Origin of the sequence: Bacillus sp. A1 (genome assembly GCF_042296235.1) — a bacterium.
GTDB lineage: Bacteria > Bacillota > Bacilli > Bacillales > Bacillaceae > Bacillus > Bacillus velezensis.
The window spans coordinates 514,471-530,514 of sequence record NZ_CP141181.1; the positions used below are offsets into that span (position 1 = coordinate 514,471).

Consider the following 16,044-nt stretch of genomic DNA (forward strand, 5'->3'; position numbering starts at 1 on the left):
CTTGTAAATACGAATTTAAACATTGCTGCCTTGAGGTTTTTTGCATATTTCTCTGTATCATTGCACCGGATGAATATCTATAATGAGCGTTCTATCCCTCGATGTTATGTTTCCTTTTTACTTTTTGGTTTTGTCAGTTCAAAGCTGTACTTTACCATGTCATGGATTTGGTGCTCTGGGAGTCCCTCATCTAAGGTAAGAGTATTCCAATGCTCCTTGTTCATATGGTATCCGGGCTTGATCTCTTCAAAAAGACCACGTAGAAAATCAGCCCTTTCAGGCTCGCATTTAAGATTGACATATAAGTGTTCGTCGCGAGTGAAGATAAGTGCAAATATTTTCTTATTCCCTTTGTGACGAATTGCAGTCCAACCATCCCCAAAAGGATGGTCTTCATAAGAGTTTGGAAAGGTTAGGCAGTAATCTTTTATTTCATCATAATTCATTATCAATTCACTCCATACCTCATTATTTTTATATACAGAACATATTCGTTCAAACTAAGATTTGCGGTTTCTTTTATACCAATCCGAGATTTCCTCAAGTCTTTGTTTGAACTTAGCTTCTGAACCTTGAGTTGTTGGATAGTAACACTCACGCCCTATTAAAGAATCTGGCATCGTCTGCATTGTCGTTAACTTCTCCTCTGTATCATAAGCATATTTATATCCCTTACCGTAATCTAAATCTTTCATCAAAAGGAGCAGACTTTATGTCTGCTCTTTTTTTGTTCATGAAAAAGCCATTTTTCTTATCCTCAGTCTGATAAAAGATTTTCTGTGAAATCATTTAACAATTATTGGTCAATTTTTCTTTTTCAATAATATCCTTTACCACATCCTCAATTGTGATATGCCCAAGAGCTTTTTCCAAGGCAGATTGGGCGATTTCAAATATTGGACCAATTGTACTTTGAATGTTCCGGCCTACAGGACATTGAGGATTGGGATTTTCATGTATACTAAACAATTCTTTATCTTGAACAACATGAACTGCTCTATAAACATCAAGTAAGGTGATTTCAGTTAAATCCCTCGCTAATTCAGCTCCTGCAATACCTGGCCGAACTTTTACTAAACCTGCTTTTTTCAGCATCCCCATAATTTTTCTTATGAAGGCGGGATTTGTATTTACACTTCCAGCTAAAAATTCAGAAGTGCTAATTCCGTCTTCATTTATTTCAATAAGAGCCAATATATGAATTCCTACAGCAAAACGGCTGCTAATAGACATGATTTCTTCACCATCCTAATTACGTTACACTCTTTATAGTACACTTGTAACTGAATGTATTACAAGTTCTTTTACTCTAATATGCTCAATTAACAAGATGATAAAAGTATTGACAAATAAATAAGGTGTAACTAAAATTATTACATGTAATCAATATGGTTACATTTAAAATTTTGAATGATTAGGAGGACTTTAAATTGAAAATTGGAATCATTGGTGCAACCGGAAAAGCTGGAAGTCTTATCATGAAAGAAGCGGTAAGCAGGGGACATGAAGTAACTGCAATTGTAAGAGATGCTGCAAAACTTAAAGAGGAAAAGATTTCAATCATTGAAAAAAATATAATTGATCTTACATCGGATGATCTAAAAAAGTTAGATGTAATAGTTAATGCCTTCGGTGCTCCATTAGGAGAAGAACAGGCACATGTAGATGCTGGCCGGGCATTAATTAGGGCATTAAAAGGAACGGGTACAAGAGCCGTAATTGTAGGTGGAGCAGGGAGTCTTTATGTAGACGAAAATAAAACTGTCAGTGTAATGGATACACCTGATTTCCCGGAGATTTTTATTCCAACAGCTAAAGGCCAAGGTCGTAACTTGCAAGAACTAAAGGAAACTTCTGATATTAACTGGACATTTATCAGTCCTTCAGCGGTATTTGACCCAGACGGGAAAAGAACTGGATTTTATCAGTCAGGAAAAGATCATCTTCTTGTGAATTCGAAAGGCGAAAGTTATATCAGCTATGCAGACTATGCAATTGCAGTATTGGATGAAATTGAAAATCCAAAACATATAAATGAACGCTTTACAGTTGTTGGAGAAGCTGAATAAGTGATTGAGTAGAAACAAAGGGTACCATTAGTGTCATCGCTAATGGTATCTTCCTTCTAAGAATGTACGGAGACATTGAAAACTTTGCAATCAGAGCAGCTGATTTATTCGAGTTGAGGATAGAGTAGGTGCTTAGTGAGTTGGACCAAAAAAATATGTATAAATAGCTCTGACTAAAACCTTTGTGGGTTAGTTAGAGCTTTTGTAAACCCACTCGTTTTCGTGAGTGGGCTTTTTTAAAATACATCTATCAACATGATATTTATTATTAAGTACGGTAAGGGGTCCGTCAAAACTTCTAAATTACAGAAGTTTATTTTCATGGTAGTTTAATCATAATGTCACTTTCGAATAATATTGATTAAACTTGATTGAATAGATCAAGACATAAATAACGATTAGTGCGGCAAATGTGTTTAGAACAATTAATGAGTGATTCAAGCTAAAGAAACTGGTCAAAATGCCGACTCCAATTGGAGGGATAATGAATCCGGAATAAGCGCACAAATAAAATGCTGATATTACTCTCGGTCGTTCTTCCGGCTTAGGCAGCTGTCCGGCAAACCTTAATGCTGCTTGGAACGACCAACCGGCGCCGACCCCTTGGATAAGCATTCCAATCCAGAGCATCCATAAATCGCCTGTCTGTCCGGAGAAAACAATGATCCACGGACCGATGGCCAGCAATACAATTCCGATGCGCATTCGCTTAACTGGATTCTGTACCCACGGGAAGAATTGTATCAAGGCAGCCACGCCTAAGAGTATGAACACCAACACACCTGCTAATGAGAGATTAGAGGAGTGAATGACGTTTTTGACATAGGAAGGAATGACGGAAAATACGATTCCGCCTAACATGAAGAATGTAAAAGCCGGAAGTCCAATAAATGAAATAAAATGGGTTCGTATATTTTCCGGTATACCGAGCGAAATTTTTGTATTCAGCGGTTTTGGTTCTTCTTTAAGACTCGGTAACATTTCCAGAAGTACCAAAGAACTCAATAGCATGGCAAGCAAAAGCCAAAATGGCATTCGAAGCGGCTGAACCTGCACATATTGCAACACTAGACCGGATATAGCCGGACCCATGCCGAATCCAACGTTTACGAATACTCCCGATAACTTAATAGCAGTACTTAGATGCTGGCGAGAGGTTTGTGATAATAAAAATGTGGTGGCCGTTCCTGTAAAAGCGCCATATGCAATGCCTTCCAAAATCCGTGCCGCAAATAGCATCCAGACGTTCTGGCTCCCTATGAAAAGCAACGTTGACGCGATGGATAGCCAGATGCTGATGCGAAGGACCTTCTTTAATCCCCAGGAGCTCCCCTTGGCTCCTACGATTAGCAAGGTCGGAACCAAGATAACGGCATAAACAGCAAACAACATTGTAATCTCTAGGCTGCTCATTTGATAGTGACTCCCGTATATAGGGAATAATGATGAAATATAAGTGGCTCCGCAAGACATCATCAGAATAATCCAAAACATTCTCTTCATCTTTCGTTCTCCTCGCACTTTATTAGTAAATCCGTTTTATTTGAGAATGATCGTTCTTAATAGGGTAAAAAATTATTTCTTTAAAATGGATAATGTCGTATCCACGATCTGCTCTAATTTATCTCTGTTATCTGTTGTCTTGATCATCACTCGAAGCCCGATTAAAGCATTATTTATATATTGGGATAGTAATTCCGCGTTTTGCCTCTTATCGAGTTCTCCGGACTGCTGACCTGCCTCAATGAGTTCACGGATTAGACGCTCTGTATCGGTTAATCGTTGATCTACCCAATCCTTACATTCGGAATCATGCAGAGCCAGTTCAACTGCTGTGTTTACGATCAAACATCCTTTAGGGTATTCGCCTTCTCCTCTAGTAATGACTCTATCGAACAACTGCCGGATTGCTTCAACTGCAGTAAGATTCTCTTTATTGATTTTTTTCTCCGACTGCAATTGAGTGTAACGGTTTAAAGCCTTAATGTATAACGAATGCTTATCTCCGAAGGTATCATACAAACTTCTCTTGTGCACTCCCATATGGTTAACTAAGTCTGTCATGGAAGTTTTCTCATACCCTTGTTCCCAAAATAAACGAACAGCTTTAAGCAGTACTGCATCTTCATCAAATTCCTTGGTTCTAGCCACTAAATTCCCCTCCTTGTGATGGTAATCATAACATATTGAGAACGATCGGTAAAGAATAATTATGATCCATTCCTCTTCTTATCTTTAGAACGATCCTGTCCTTTTGTCATAAATGGGGTCAATCTAAGATTGGGAAAGATCAGTTTCAAAAGGATCTTTTTTCTTTAAAACGGTGGCTATTTTAAGATACATGGCACCAATGATATGTCATGTAACTTTTTGGAAATGAAAAACTACTCCATTTTTACTCCACAATATGAATATTCAAAGGTTTTATAACAGAAAACACAGTTTTACTTTATTGATGGCCCAACGGGTGAATAACCCGTGGAGATTCAAGTCCTCTCGGCCGCATCTCAATGATACCAAGGGTTTTGACACCTTTGGTATTTTTTTGTTGTAAGTGCATGTGGCATTAAAAAAGTGCTGACCTCTGCACAAAATCTTTGCGCGAGTCTGCACTTTTATTCTGCAAGATACACTGCCCATTATCACCGATTACGGGAGTTTATTTAATCCGTTCTTAGCCGAGCTGATACCTGGCTTTTAGAAGTTTTTTTTAAGTGGTTAAAACCAACAAATTTTTTGCCTTCTTCATCCCATAGACGGAACTTTAACGACTTAAAACTTCTTGCCAGTGTGATGGTCGGAACGTTTTGCAATGGTTCAGTGTTGTTATGCACGATTTCAAGCTTATAGTTTGGGACTCTTGGGCTTAAATGATGAACATGATGGAAACCGATATTGCCTGTCAGCCACTGCATGACTTTTGGAAGCTTATAAAAAGAGCTTCCTTCAACGGCTGCTTTTACATATTCCCAATGCTCATCTTCTTCGAAATATGAATCCTCAAACGTATGCTGAATATAAAACATCCAAATTCCGAGGGATCCCGATATCATAAAAATTGGCGTCTGGACCAGCAGAAAGTTTTGCCAGCCGATAGCCCAACATAAAAGTGCTGCCAAAGCGACGATCCCCAGGTTCGTTACATATGTATTCATCCGTTCTTTGCGTTTTGCCCCTTTACGATTAAAACGATTGGTAATCCCGAAGACGTAAATCGGTCCGATAATAAACATAACAAACGGATTTCTGTACAAACGGTACATTATTTTTGTCTTAGTTGAGGCTTCTTTATATTCCTCAACAGTCAGTACCCAAATATCGCCCGTACCGCGTTTGTCCAGGTTGCTGCTTGTCGCATGATGGACAGAATGATCGTGTGCCCAATGATCAAACGGATGCAGAGTCAGAATTCCTGTAATTGTTCCAAGGATTCGATTCGCCTTTCGGTTCTTAAAAAAGGAATAGTGGCAGCAATCATGAAAGATGATGAAGGTTCTCACTAAAAAACCTGCCGCAACGACAGAAATCGCTGATGTAAGGATATAAGAAATCGACAAGCTCTTATAGGCCAAACACCATAACAGGAAAAATGGCACCAATGTGTTAATGATTTGATAAATACTTTTTTGTAAATCGGACTTTTCATAAGGGGTAACCAGTTTTCTCAAAGTCCTTAGGTTTTGTTCATTCATTTTTAAAAGCTTCCCCTTCCCTGATGTTCTTAATCTGCGTATAGAAAACGTTTTATTGCCTTTGAAGTCCCAGCTGTCATACTCCATGTATGATAAGTATCTTTCCTAATCCTATGTAAAATTATTGAAGGTCAGAAACTGTTCTCCATCTCGATTAAATCTTTATTAGCAATGGCCAGCCGGGATACAAAAAGCGTATGAAGATTATACCCAGCTCTTTATCGGGCCAAACTCTCTCCATGCTCCCCTATGTGAATCAGTTTATTTAGACCGTAAACTTTGATTGTTTGAGGAACAAACATGACAAGTTAATACCGTTAAAATAAGGGTATACTTGAGTGATCGTTTGGAAACTTGTGCAGAAACAAAGCTATACCAGTGAACAGTCAAGAATATCTTGTACTTGAACAAGAAACAGCTGAGCTTTTTAAAGAAACCTTTAACAATCAATATGAAGTACTGGGTTTGAAGACACTCGTGATTCATTTTCACGGTGTTTTCAAACCATAGCTATTAACAGGCATCTTATTTTGCACTCGTATCGACAGGTTTAACAAATAAAACATGAATGAACACATTATTAATTTGCAGTTATTTCCGTTTCGTGCTATGATAAAGGAGAATTATTTTTGTTCGTGTAAAGGATAGTATGAATATCGACTTTTCGTCTTGATGATACTTTGGGCAAGGATAGTAATACAATGTGTAACACACTAGGAGGCAACAAAAATGGAACAAGGTACAGTTAAATGGTTTAATGCAGAAAAAGGTTTTGGATTTATCGAACGTGAAAATGGAGACGATGTATTCGTACACTTTTCTGCAATCCAAAGTGACGGATTCAAATCTTTAGACGAAGGTCAAAAAGTAACGTTTGACGTTGAGCAAGGTGCTCGTGGAGCTCAAGCTGCTAACGTTCAAAAAACTGCTTAATCTTTAATCGTTTATACAAACAGGCTCTTTATGCAGGGCCTGTTTTTTTATGTTCTCTGTATCATACTGAATAAAAAAACCCTACTCAACGTTCGAGTAGGGACAGTTGCTACAAGGTAAGAAAAAGGTTTAAAACCTCAAAGGATTGTTTACAGTATAACATACCGGATTGACGATATGTGGAATATATATATAAATGAATTGTTTTTATGTTCTCAATATATCTGTATGTTATTCTTTGTTACATTTCGCATATCTCTAATATGAAAAGAAGATAAACAACTGCTATTCACTGTGGAAGCAGATGTAAGAAATTCTTAAAGATAAAGAGGAGAGTGGTTGTTTTTTCTTCTGGAAATAATCACTTAGACCTAAAACAATGAAAGCCCTGCCTCTCTTCCATCCTTACGGCTCCTTGTCCGTGCCAGTGTGAATCAGGATTACAAAAATCAAGTGACTATTTCATCGAGTTTTTTGATAAAAATTCAAATGTTCGTTGAAGAAAAAAATAAAACAGATTAGATTGTTGGGGTAATAAAAGGGGTTAATGTTTTAAAAGTAAGTTGAAGAAGTTAAACATCTAATCGTAATATTCCGAAAACTTTCGGGTGCTTTTTGGAATGCAAAACATTATTTAAAATTAACCTTAGCAAAAACTTTTTATTTGTTTTTCAGTGATTCCTTTAATGAATTCCAGTTCACTAATCAAAAATTCATATGCATGATCCAACATTTTTTTTTCGCTTGAATTAAGTGCTTTTTCTTTCTTCATCCGCCTTAAATCACGTACAACTTCAGCGCCTTCTTGTATTTCACCCGTTTTTATTTTGTTCGTGTTTACTATATACCTTTGCTTCCACGGCAGTAACCTATCTGATTCTCCATGCTGAAAAATGTGTATAATGTGTTTTAATGCACGTATATCAGTAACCGGCCGTATATTTGAACTCAATATTTTACGCGTTGGAATCATAACTGTCATATTACTGATTGACATTCTTATGACATAATACTGTTGTTTTTCCTCTAAGAATTGTTTTTCTTCTATGGCTTCAATTGTACCTGCTCCGTGCATTGGATAAACAATGTTATCGCCAATTTGAAACATATCATCCACCTCCATATATAGGAACTTAACTTAAGGTTATCATATATGGAGTGAGATATCAAATTTTTAATGATAACATGGTCGTTTATTGGTGTCAATAACTTTTTGAAGAAACAGCATCAAAACAAGAGGGAGCCTGTGGGATTCCGGCTTTCATAACCAATGAAATGTTGAGGGCCCAGCGGGTGAATAACCCGTGGAGATTCAAGTCCTCTCGGCCGCATCTCAATGATACCAAGGGTTTTTGATAACTTTTGGTATTTTTTATTTCTTTTTAAAACATGTGTTTTGTGGCCAAAAGAGTCCGCTGCTTATAGGAAGTCGTCCGGTTTGCCAGCCATCCTTTGAAGAGTCTTTTTATTTTCCTTAGTGTATCGGTTATTCTGCTGACTGCGTGCGGCGGAATGAGATATGATAATTCGATTAATGAAATGATAAAATAGGAGAAGAAAGCCAAAAAGAAATGAGAGCAAATTCAGATGAGAAACACAAGAATAACTCATCGTGATCGTATTCGTACACATTTTTACAGAGGAGGACAATTATGATTGGAATACTGGCAGGAATGGGGCCAAAATCTACTGGGCCATTTGTAGATAAAGTAGTAGACGAGTGCCAAAAAATATATGGAGCAATACACGACATGGATTTTCCTCATATGATGATTTATTCCTGTCCGACTCCTTTCTACATGAATAAACCTCTCAATCATACGGACATGGAAAATGCAATTATTGAGGGGGCTGTAAAGCTTGAAAAAACGGGTGTTAATTTTATTGCAATCCCATGTAATACCGCACATATTTATTTTAATCAAATAAAAAAATCGCTTTCAGTCCCTTTACTAAACATGGTTGATGAAACCATAAAAAAAATACCTAAAGGCTCAAAAAAAGCAGCTCTTTTAGCCACCGTTCCTACGGTTCAATCTGGAATATTTCAAGAAGCGTTAAACAGAGAAGGTTATGATTTTTTACATCAAGATAGTTGGCAAATCTATGTCGATCACATAATAGAAAAGATTAAACAAGGTCAAACCGATGAGGCTGGTACATTATATGATGAATTACACCGTGAATTAGCAGAAAAGGTTGATACGGTTATCATTGCATGTACGGATTTAAATATGGTCACGGATCAAAAAAGCAGCGAACTTACCTTTGTTGATTCATCAGCTTGTCTCGCTCAAGCCATTGTAAATAAGTATGTATCATTAACAAAATAAGCCGTCTGATTAATCAGCAAATTCAGGGCGCTTTTTTCCGTTAAAGCGCCCGGCTTCGGCAGATACATGATCCTCGATTACTTCTTTAAATGTAACTTCCCCGCGTTATTGTTCTTTTAACATTGAATATTTTCGATACGCTTTATAGAAACTGCAGCCAAAGAGAACGGCCATAAGAGCGGGAAGCGACCTTAAAAGGGCAAATGGAGTTTCAAATAAAAATGCTTTCCAAAACATTGCGCCTTCCATACTCCACAGACCTTCAGCTAAATACAAACCTGAATTCGTGTAAATCATCTTACAATAAAACAAGCACAGTAACCCAAAACAAGATGAAAAACTCATTAGTCTTTTATAATAATTACTCTTTGATTGGCGATCCGAGAAGATTTCATTTTGATCATCATCTTCTTTTTGCCAATATCGAGTTCCAAGCCCCCAAGGGCCATTTATATAACTCCAGCCGAAGTCTTCATATATCTCTCTGTAATCTTCGAATTTTTTCTTTGATAAATAATCTTGATAATCCAGTCTCATCACATATTTTTTGTCGGTTTTTTCGAAAGTGTATATTCCTAATCCGCTGATATTTGTACAGCGATAGCCTTTTTGTAATTGCTCGTTCAGCCATTGCTCCTCTTTTTCAATATCAAAAAACATCTTAAATTTCTTCATTCGATTCACTTCCTTCGTGCAGGGATAAAATATGCAGTAACCTGTTTTGTTCCATTTTCAAAATGGCGCTTCCTTCCGCAGTTATCATATAAACTTTTCTCCGGCCCGACTCTCCAACAGGTTCAATCCAGCCATGCTTATTCAAGTTTTCAATCGCGCCGTATAATGTGCCGGCTGCTAAAATAACAGTTCCGTTACTCATCTTTTCGATCTTCTGCATGGCGGCATAGCCATGAAGCGGCTCCCGCAAAGCTAATAAAATATAATGCATGGTTTCAGACAGCGGTAATAATTTATGTTTCATATCCTCATCCTCTATTCAGTCTGACTATATAGTTAAACTTAATACAGTTCAACTGAATAGTCAATGGTCTTTTCAAAATTTGTCAAAGGAACTTGAAAATCAAATCTAAAAAGTCGCTTTTCTTACGTAATGGGAAGCGACTTCTGAGTAGTCCTATTCAATTAAATGGCCCGATTGTTGGATGTAATGCTTAACTTCAGTGTTTGAAATGTCGGGCGGTAATAAGATTTCACTTTATCGAATGCCCAGCGTATAAATACCCCAGGAAGGTCCAAACCCTCTCGGCCGCATTAATAATACCAAGGGTTTTGAGTCCCTTGGTATTTTTTGTTCATTGTATGATGACGTAAACTTCTGACTTACTTAGTGGCTGTCGTTCCAGTTTTTCTCTATAAAAGTATTAGCAGGCTGTAAGTTGGTTTTGTTCGCAATTTCAATGACAGCGGGAACCACGGAAGGGTCTGTTTTGGAGAAGTTAGGAATCCGCGGATCTAACCGGAAAAAGCGATCTCCCAGCAGATTCGCGCTGACCATGGATTCATAGTAGCCATTTCCGCCGGAGATCATCTGAAGAAATGGCAGTAAAGGTTCATTAGGCGACCTGTCCAAAAGGACTCCCCAATTTGGAGGAAGGTTCTTCAGATTTTCGGGACGTATGTTATCCGCACTCACCATTCCCCATCCCCTCGTATCTCTTCTTAACCGAGTCGGGGCTTCACCTGTACCGATGGATAGCGCCGCAATTTGATCCAGTGGCACGTTGGCTTTACCAACCGCAAACGCGATACTGGCCGTACTGGGGTTCGTTGCCACTACATATCCGTCCACGTAGTTTTGATAGGCTCGCTGCGTCGCGGGAGCACCGCTGCTCCGCAGTATGACATCGCTCACTTTCTCATTTAAATAGGGAGAGCCGGGAAAGTTGTGAAATAATACGGGCGTCCAACGATCCAGTGCTGGGGAGTATAATTTGAATGAAGGGACAACAATTCGTTTTCTAAGATCTTTAAGACGAAGGCCTGGCGGGAAAAAGTTTCGTACCGCTTTAATAAAACCGGAATAGGGCAATTGTTGATTGAAAACAGGTCCGCCCGGCCGGGAAGTGCTGAATGCGGGCAGGATTTCATCCTCAAAATACTGAAGTGTTTCCTTCGGAGATCTTCCGCTTGCTAATGCAAGGGCAGTAAATGAACCGATTGAATTTCCCGAAAATACATGGGTTCGACTTATTAATGCTGGATTTTCTTCAGCCAGTCTGTTCAATAGTTGTAAACTTAGAGCACCTAGGGTACCGCCCCCGTCAAATGTCATGATCCGATATTTTGCCAAAGCTGATTTCTCCTTTCTGATGAAAACTATCATTCAGTATATGTTCAGCCAGAGTCTATTGTATGGATGAATGAATATCTCCTTATCTTAAAAATGGTTTGATTATCAATCCAGCGAGTCGGGAAAGAATATGTTTTTTATTTGAAGAGGTTTTTTCCGGGAAAAAGGAGAATTATTTAAAAATAAAAGGGGGAAAACACTTGAATACGATTGACCTTATTGTTTTACATTTTGAAGAAGTAAGACGGCGAAGCATCAAGTTATGGACAGCTATACCTGAGGAAAAAATGGACTGGCGCCCCGATTCCGAAGCAATGTCGTGTAAGGAAATGATAAGACATGTATTAGAAGCGGAATTTCTTTATCATCACATTTTACTAAAACAAATGAATGAGTCTTCAGAGGAATCTAAAAACCCATATGAATCAAAAACGTTTACCACAGTAACCGAAGAATTAGAATTTGCAAAACCGTATCGGGCCGAGTTTTTGACATTCATCAAATCGTTAAACGAAACAGATTTAACAAATATAAAGATTGACAGGTCTGATGTTGGATATATTCGCGAACTAGGAGACATGTTATTAAGAATCGCTTACCATGAGTCCGTACATACCGGTCAGCTTTTAGACTATCTCAGAACTGCTGAGGTTGACAGGCCTTTAATTTGGGACTAGTTAAATGATTGAGTTTTACATGGGAAGGGGAAATAACGGAAGCCTTAACTTCACCCAAAGTTAAGGCTTTTTATAAATCATTAAAACAAACATGTTGCCGTTGTTTTAATGATCTGTTCCCCAAACCGCTTTCCGATAATTTTCCGGATCAGTATCACCTTCTGTATTAATCATTAACACATTAGATGACTGATCTAATTCTAATTTCTTCTTTATCTGTTCCATTGAAGTATTCTTACTTAACTCATGCAGCAAACCTAATGGTACGGAACCTGACTCACCAGAAATAATCTTCGGATCCGGATCAATAGGATTACCCAATATTCTCATCCCCAATGCGCTTATCTTGTCATTACAGGAAAAGAAATAATCACTGCATGTTCTCAAAATGTTCCAACCGAATGGGTTGGGTTCGCCGCAGGCAAGCCCAGCCATCATTGTAGAAAGATCACCGTATACTCGGACAGGTGATCCAGAGGCGCTTTGGGCTGACCGGTACAGACAATTTGCGCTTTCGGGTTCAACTATGGAGATTTTGGGCTTATTCCCGCTTTTTACATTTAATAGGGAAGCTGCCATTGAAGCAGCGAAAGATCCCACTCCAGCCTGAAGGATAACATGACTGATTGTATTGAAGAAATCTTCATTTTGTTTGTATATTTCTGCAATAATTGTTGTATATCCTTGCATGATAGAGAGAGGAATTTGCTGGTATCCTTCCCAAGCCGTATCCTGAACTAAAATCCAATGATGTTTCTCAGATAAATCTGCCGCCATTTGAACAGTGTCATCATAATTTAAATCTGTAATGTACGCATCAGCACCTAAATGTTTAATGGCTTCCAATCTCGCGGGAGAAGAACCTTTCGGCATATATACCTTTGCTTTCTGTCCAAAAAGGGAAGCCGCCCATGCCAGTCCCTTTCCGTGATTACCGTCGGTAGCTGTAGCAAATGTAGCAGAAGGAGCGCTTTTTACAAGTTCAACCAATTCGTTAAAATGAATGGAATTAAGGTCGATTTTAAGTTTTTTACTATAGTAAGAAGCAATCGCATATGAAGCACCCAAGCTTTTAAAAGCATTAAGGCTAAAGCGTTTAGATTCATCTTTGACATAAAGGCTGTTTATGCCGAGATATTGTGCGAGACTTCTTAACGAGTGAAGCGGTGTTGCTTGATAGCCGGGAATGCCGGAATGAAAATGAAGCGCTTTTTTTGTTTCCTCTGCAGAGAAATAGGAAGATTCCTGAGGTAACGTATCAGATCTGAAATGATTCGAAACCCAATCAATATTCGCAAACAAATTTCTTCATCCTTCCAATATGTGATATATCACATTATACATGGATCGGAATGTAAAGCAACTTTTCTTTTTCGCAAACGATATACTGAAATGTGGTATATTACATGTAAAATGATGTTTTAAAGAGGTGAAAACGTGACAATGAACCAACAGCACCAATTAAAACGAACATTTATGAAAGTTGAAGCTTATCAGTTTCTGAGAGAGTGGATTATAACAGGTAAGCTTGAGCCGGGAGAAAGACTGAGAAATCAAGATCTATCTGAGACACTCGGAATCAGCCGCACGCCGGTCCGGGAGGCGCTGCTTCAGCTTGAAAATGAAGGTCTTGTCATAACGAAAGCCAATCGGTGGACAGTGGTAGCACCTATTGACCTGGAAAATGCGAAAGAGGTTTACTCGGTCGTTTGGTCTCTCGAGTGTCTCGCTTTTGAACAGGCACTTTCAAGATTTACACAAGATCATATAGACGAGATGGAAAAATTAAATAAGCAAATGAATGAAATAATGGAGACGGATGATAAGGTAAAAGCGCTGAAATTGGATAATGCCTTTCATCAAAAGATCATTGAAGTCTCAAATAATACTGAACTGCAGAAATTACTGCAAGGACAAAAAACGAAAATACAGAGAATTGAAATTCGGTATTTCAGTCAAAATCACGCAATGAATGCATCCTGCAGTGAACACAATCAAATATTAGACGCAATGAAGAATAAAGATCTTAAACAAGGACTGAAAGCCATAAGGAGTAACTGGGAAAACAGTCTGACTCGAATCATTTTAAACAGCCAATTAAAAGCCTGACAACTCGTCAGGCTTTTTTGTATGAATTTTTCGTTTGACTAATATGAGATATGTGATATATTACTTTTAACTGAAAGCAATTCAGTTTTTGTGAAGAATATTTAGAATTTTACATCAATAAGGAGAAGGTGATTATTATGTTAAAAACAGTTTTTACAGAAAAAGCACCAAAAGCGATCGGACCTTATTCTCAAGGCATTAAAGTACAAGATTTTTTATTTTTATCAGGACAGCTTCCTGTTAATCCAAACACGGATGAAGTTCCGGCTGATATTAGGGAACAAACGATTCAAGTTTTAAAAAACATTGAATCCATTCTGAAATCAGAGGATTTAAAAATTGAAAATATAGTGAAAACGACTATTTTCCTTAAAAATTTAGGTGATTTTAAAGCTGTTAACGAGGAATATGGTAAATATCTTGGAGACCATCGTCCTGCGAGATCCACAATTGAAGTAAGCCGGTTGCCTAAAGATGTACAGATTGAAATTGAAGTCATCGCGTATTCCGGATAAATATATACGAGTGAAAAGCTGCCCGGCTTCATGGTAATTCGTGATGTTCCAGAGCATGACATTCTTTTTTCGGGAGGATAAATATGTCTATAGAACAGGATGTGGATGTGCGGTGCCGGAGTTCTTCATCGAATAATGCCTCTTATGAAGATCCGGCTAAATGGTGCAGGCAAAATACAATTTGGGTCTTAGGCCTGTTTGGCACAGCAATAGGCGCGGGCGTGCTTTTTTTGCCAATTAATGCGGGAATAGGGGGCATTCTGCCTCTGATGATCATCACTGTTCTGGCTTTTCCGATTACGTACTTTTCTCACAGAGCTTTGGCCAGATTTGTTTTATCGGCAGGTTCTGCAACAGACGGGATTTTAGCGGTGACAGGAGAATACTTTGGGGCGAAAGCAAGAAGAGTATTCACTGTCATTTATTTTCTTGCGATTTACAGCATCCTGTTAATGTATTCAGTTGCCATTACAAATACAGCTCAAAGCTTTATTGTGAATCAAATGAACATGCCAGAGCCGCCAAGGGGTTTAACTGCCGGATTTCTGATAGCAGGATTACTGTTTATCGTGCGTTTTGGTCAGGATGCGGTCATGAAGACTATGAGTTTGTTAGTTTATCCATTTATAGGTTCGTTATGTTTGATGGGGATCTATCTGATACCTAAATGGAATACAGCCATTTTGGATGTCACACACCTATCATTATCCGGATCAGGACAAGGGATGTTCATGACGGTATGGATGACATTCCCTGTCCTGGTGCTTTCATTTAATCATTATTCAATGATTTCACCATTCGTTGTAGCTCAAAGGCAGTGTTATGGAGACAAATTTGCTGATGATAAATGTGCCCAAATACAAAAATACAGTTATATATTGATGATACTTACTGTTTTATTTTTTGTATACAGCTGTGTATTCAGTTTGTCGCCGGCAGATCTTGCTATGGCAAAGAAACAAAACATCTCAATTCTCACTTATCTCGCCAACCATTTTCATTCAGCGTTTATTGCTTGTCTTTCCCCGATTATCGCATTTGTCGCAATTACGAAATCCTTTTTAGGACATTATATAGGAGCCTATGAGGCCATGCGGGATATCATTGTTGAGGTTTTTCCATCAAGAAATAATAAGAAAAAAACAGATTTTATCATTCTGTTTTTTATGTTTGTCACTTGCTGGCTAATAGCTTATATCAACCCAAGTATTCTAGGCATCATTGAAAGCATCAGCGGACCGATAGGGGCTGTTATTCTATTGCTGCTCCCTATGTATGCCATTCGTAAGCTGCCAGTATTAAAAATGTATCGAAATAAAATCAGTAATGTTTTTGTTGCGATTATTGGTGTCATCACTGTTTCGGCAATTATTTTTGCTTTATTTTAATTATTTGTGTAAACGCTTTC

At 38.1% G+C, this 16,044-nt stretch carries 19 protein-coding genes; 8 read left to right on the forward strand and 11 right to left on the reverse strand.

The window, feature by feature from the left end; translation table 11 throughout:
• Positions 1-104: 104 nt before the first annotated feature.
• From U2H13_RS02705 to U2H13_RS02715, 3 genes are all read right to left on the reverse strand, one after another.
• Positions 105-446, reverse strand: coding sequence for an MmcQ/YjbR family DNA-binding protein (locus tag U2H13_RS02705; RefSeq protein WP_095061566.1), 342 nt, complete (start codon positions 444-446; stop codon positions 105-107).
• 54 nt (positions 447-500) lie between these two features.
• Positions 501-695, reverse strand: a complete 195-nt coding sequence (locus U2H13_RS02710; protein ID WP_236661502.1) for a hypothetical protein — start codon at positions 693-695, stop codon at positions 501-503.
• Between the two features lie 94 nt (positions 696-789).
• Positions 790-1,233: an Rrf2 family transcriptional regulator gene (locus U2H13_RS02715; RefSeq protein WP_021495071.1), complete on the reverse strand. Its 444-nt coding sequence runs from the start codon at positions 1,231-1,233 to the stop codon at positions 790-792.
• A 197-nt stretch (positions 1,234-1,430) separates the two neighbouring features.
• Between U2H13_RS02715 and U2H13_RS02720 the strand changes: the two genes are divergently transcribed.
• Positions 1,431-2,069, forward strand: coding sequence for an NAD(P)-dependent oxidoreductase (locus U2H13_RS02720; RefSeq protein ID WP_071181554.1), 639 nt, complete (start codon positions 1,431-1,433; stop codon positions 2,067-2,069).
• Positions 2,070-2,402: 333 nt separating this feature from the next.
• Here U2H13_RS02720 and U2H13_RS02725 read toward each other — a convergent pair whose 3' ends face one another.
• From U2H13_RS02725 to U2H13_RS02735, 3 genes are all read right to left on the reverse strand, one after another.
• The gene (locus tag U2H13_RS02725) at positions 2,403-3,572 is read right to left on the reverse strand and encodes an MFS transporter (protein WP_025650271.1); all 1,170 of its coding nucleotides are present in this window, start codon (positions 3,570-3,572) and stop codon (positions 2,403-2,405) included.
• A gap of 72 nt (positions 3,573-3,644) precedes the next feature.
• A complete protein-coding gene (locus U2H13_RS02730) occupies positions 3,645-4,220 on the reverse strand; it encodes a TetR/AcrR family transcriptional regulator (RefSeq protein ID WP_017419210.1) in 576 nt (191 codons plus the stop codon).
• A gap of 512 nt (positions 4,221-4,732) precedes the next feature.
• Positions 4,733-5,761 carry a fatty acid desaturase gene (locus tag U2H13_RS02735; RefSeq protein ID WP_240680150.1) on the reverse strand — a complete coding sequence of 343 codons (1,029 nt, stop codon included), beginning with the start codon at positions 5,759-5,761 and terminating at the stop codon, positions 4,733-4,735.
• Positions 5,762-5,945: 184 nt separating this feature from the next.
• On the opposite strand from U2H13_RS02735, the gene U2H13_RS02740 reads away from it, so the two are divergent.
• Both U2H13_RS02740 and cspC read left to right on the forward strand, forming a co-directional pair.
• The gene (locus tag U2H13_RS02740) at positions 5,946-6,044 is read left to right on the forward strand and encodes a molecular chaperone TorD family protein (protein WP_074534332.1); all 99 of its coding nucleotides are present in this window, start codon (positions 5,946-5,948) and stop codon (positions 6,042-6,044) included.
• A 446-nt stretch (positions 6,045-6,490) separates the two neighbouring features.
• Positions 6,491-6,694, forward strand: a complete 204-nt coding sequence (gene cspC / locus U2H13_RS02745; protein ID WP_003156143.1) for a cold shock protein CspC — start codon at positions 6,491-6,493, stop codon at positions 6,692-6,694.
• Positions 6,695-7,340: 646 nt separating this feature from the next.
• Here cspC and U2H13_RS02750 read toward each other — a convergent pair.
• On the reverse strand, positions 7,341-7,802 hold the full coding sequence (locus U2H13_RS02750) for a CarD family transcriptional regulator (protein ID WP_014416980.1): 462 nt from the start codon (positions 7,800-7,802) through the stop codon (positions 7,341-7,343).
• Between the two features lie 544 nt (positions 7,803-8,346).
• On the opposite strand from U2H13_RS02750, the gene U2H13_RS02755 reads away from it, so the two are divergent.
• Entirely contained in the window at positions 8,347-9,027 is a 681-nt protein-coding gene (locus U2H13_RS02755) for an aspartate/glutamate racemase family protein (protein WP_014416986.1), read from the forward strand.
• A gap of 105 nt (positions 9,028-9,132) precedes the next feature.
• Here the strand turns inward: U2H13_RS02755 and U2H13_RS02760 are convergent, their stop codons facing one another.
• The 3 genes from U2H13_RS02760 to cotR form a co-directional block, all read right to left on the reverse strand.
• A complete protein-coding gene (locus tag U2H13_RS02760; protein WP_029974193.1) occupies positions 9,133-9,702 on the reverse strand; it encodes a DUF2812 domain-containing protein in 570 nt (189 codons plus the stop codon).
• Entirely contained in the window at positions 9,689-10,006 is a 318-nt protein-coding gene (locus U2H13_RS02765; RefSeq protein WP_014416988.1) for a PadR family transcriptional regulator, read from the reverse strand. Before U2H13_RS02765 ends, U2H13_RS02760 begins: the two co-directional genes overlap by 14 nt.
• A gap of 363 nt (positions 10,007-10,369) precedes the next feature.
• A complete protein-coding gene (cotR, locus tag U2H13_RS02770; RefSeq protein ID WP_029974191.1) occupies positions 10,370-11,335 on the reverse strand; it encodes a sporulation hydrolase CotR in 966 nt (321 codons plus the stop codon).
• 200 nt (positions 11,336-11,535) lie between these two features.
• Between cotR and U2H13_RS02775 the strand changes: the two genes are divergently transcribed.
• A complete protein-coding gene (locus U2H13_RS02775; RefSeq protein ID WP_021495063.1) occupies positions 11,536-12,012 on the forward strand; it encodes a DinB family protein in 477 nt (158 codons plus the stop codon).
• 105 nt (positions 12,013-12,117) lie between these two features.
• Here U2H13_RS02775 and U2H13_RS02780 read toward each other — a convergent pair whose 3' ends face one another.
• Positions 12,118-13,314: a diaminopropionate ammonia-lyase gene (locus U2H13_RS02780; RefSeq protein WP_014416991.1), complete on the reverse strand. Its 1,197-nt coding sequence runs from the start codon at positions 13,312-13,314 to the stop codon at positions 12,118-12,120.
• Positions 13,315-13,455: 141 nt separating this feature from the next.
• Between U2H13_RS02780 and U2H13_RS02785 the strand changes: the two genes are divergently transcribed.
• The 3 genes from U2H13_RS02785 to U2H13_RS02795 all read left to right on the forward strand — a co-directional run bounded on the left by U2H13_RS02785 (position 13,456) and on the right by U2H13_RS02795 (position 16,024).
• Complete coding sequence (locus tag U2H13_RS02785) at positions 13,456-14,121, forward strand: GntR family transcriptional regulator (protein WP_014416992.1); 666 nt, start codon at positions 13,456-13,458, stop codon at positions 14,119-14,121.
• A 137-nt stretch (positions 14,122-14,258) separates the two neighbouring features.
• Positions 14,259-14,636: a RidA family protein gene (locus U2H13_RS02790; protein ID WP_014416993.1), complete on the forward strand. Its 378-nt coding sequence runs from the start codon at positions 14,259-14,261 to the stop codon at positions 14,634-14,636.
• A gap of 77 nt (positions 14,637-14,713) precedes the next feature.
• Complete coding sequence (locus U2H13_RS02795; protein WP_198863959.1) at positions 14,714-16,024, forward strand: septum formation initiator; 1,311 nt, start codon at positions 14,714-14,716, stop codon at positions 16,022-16,024.
• Positions 16,025-16,044 lie beyond the last annotated feature (20 nt).

Excerpts from the sequence above, each read along its gene's own strand:
- U2H13_RS02750 (WP_014416980.1), bottom strand. The coding sequence starts at position 7,802 with ATGTTTCAAATTGGCGATAACATTGTTTATCCAATGCACGGAGCAGGT.
- cspC (WP_003156143.1), top strand. The coding sequence starts at position 6,491 with ATGGAACAAGGTACAGTTAAATGGTTTAATGCAGAAAAAGGTTTTGGA.
- U2H13_RS02785 (WP_014416992.1), top strand. The coding sequence starts at position 13,456 with ATGAACCAACAGCACCAATTAAAACGAACATTTATGAAAGTTGAAGCT.
- U2H13_RS02790 (WP_014416993.1), top strand. The coding sequence starts at position 14,259 with ATGTTAAAAACAGTTTTTACAGAAAAAGCACCAAAAGCGATCGGACCT.
- U2H13_RS02765 (WP_014416988.1), bottom strand. The coding sequence starts at position 10,006 with ATGAAACATAAATTATTACCGCTGTCTGAAACCATGCATTATATTTTA.
- U2H13_RS02710 (WP_236661502.1), bottom strand. The coding sequence starts at position 695 with ATGAAAGATTTAGATTACGGTAAGGGATATAAATATGCTTATGATACA.
- U2H13_RS02755 (WP_014416986.1), top strand. The coding sequence starts at position 8,347 with ATGATTGGAATACTGGCAGGAATGGGGCCAAAATCTACTGGGCCATTT.
- U2H13_RS02760 (WP_029974193.1), bottom strand. The coding sequence starts at position 9,702 with ATGAAGAAATTTAAGATGTTTTTTGATATTGAAAAAGAGGAGCAATGG.
- U2H13_RS02735 (WP_240680150.1), bottom strand. The coding sequence starts at position 5,761 with ATGAATGAACAAAACCTAAGGACTTTGAGAAAACTGGTTACCCCTTAT.
- U2H13_RS02715 (WP_021495071.1), bottom strand. The coding sequence starts at position 1,233 with ATGTCTATTAGCAGCCGTTTTGCTGTAGGAATTCATATATTGGCTCTT.
- U2H13_RS02725 (WP_025650271.1), bottom strand. The coding sequence starts at position 3,572 with ATGAAGAGAATGTTTTGGATTATTCTGATGATGTCTTGCGGAGCCACT.
- U2H13_RS02705 (WP_095061566.1), bottom strand. The coding sequence starts at position 446 with ATGAATTATGATGAAATAAAAGATTACTGCCTAACCTTTCCAAACTCT.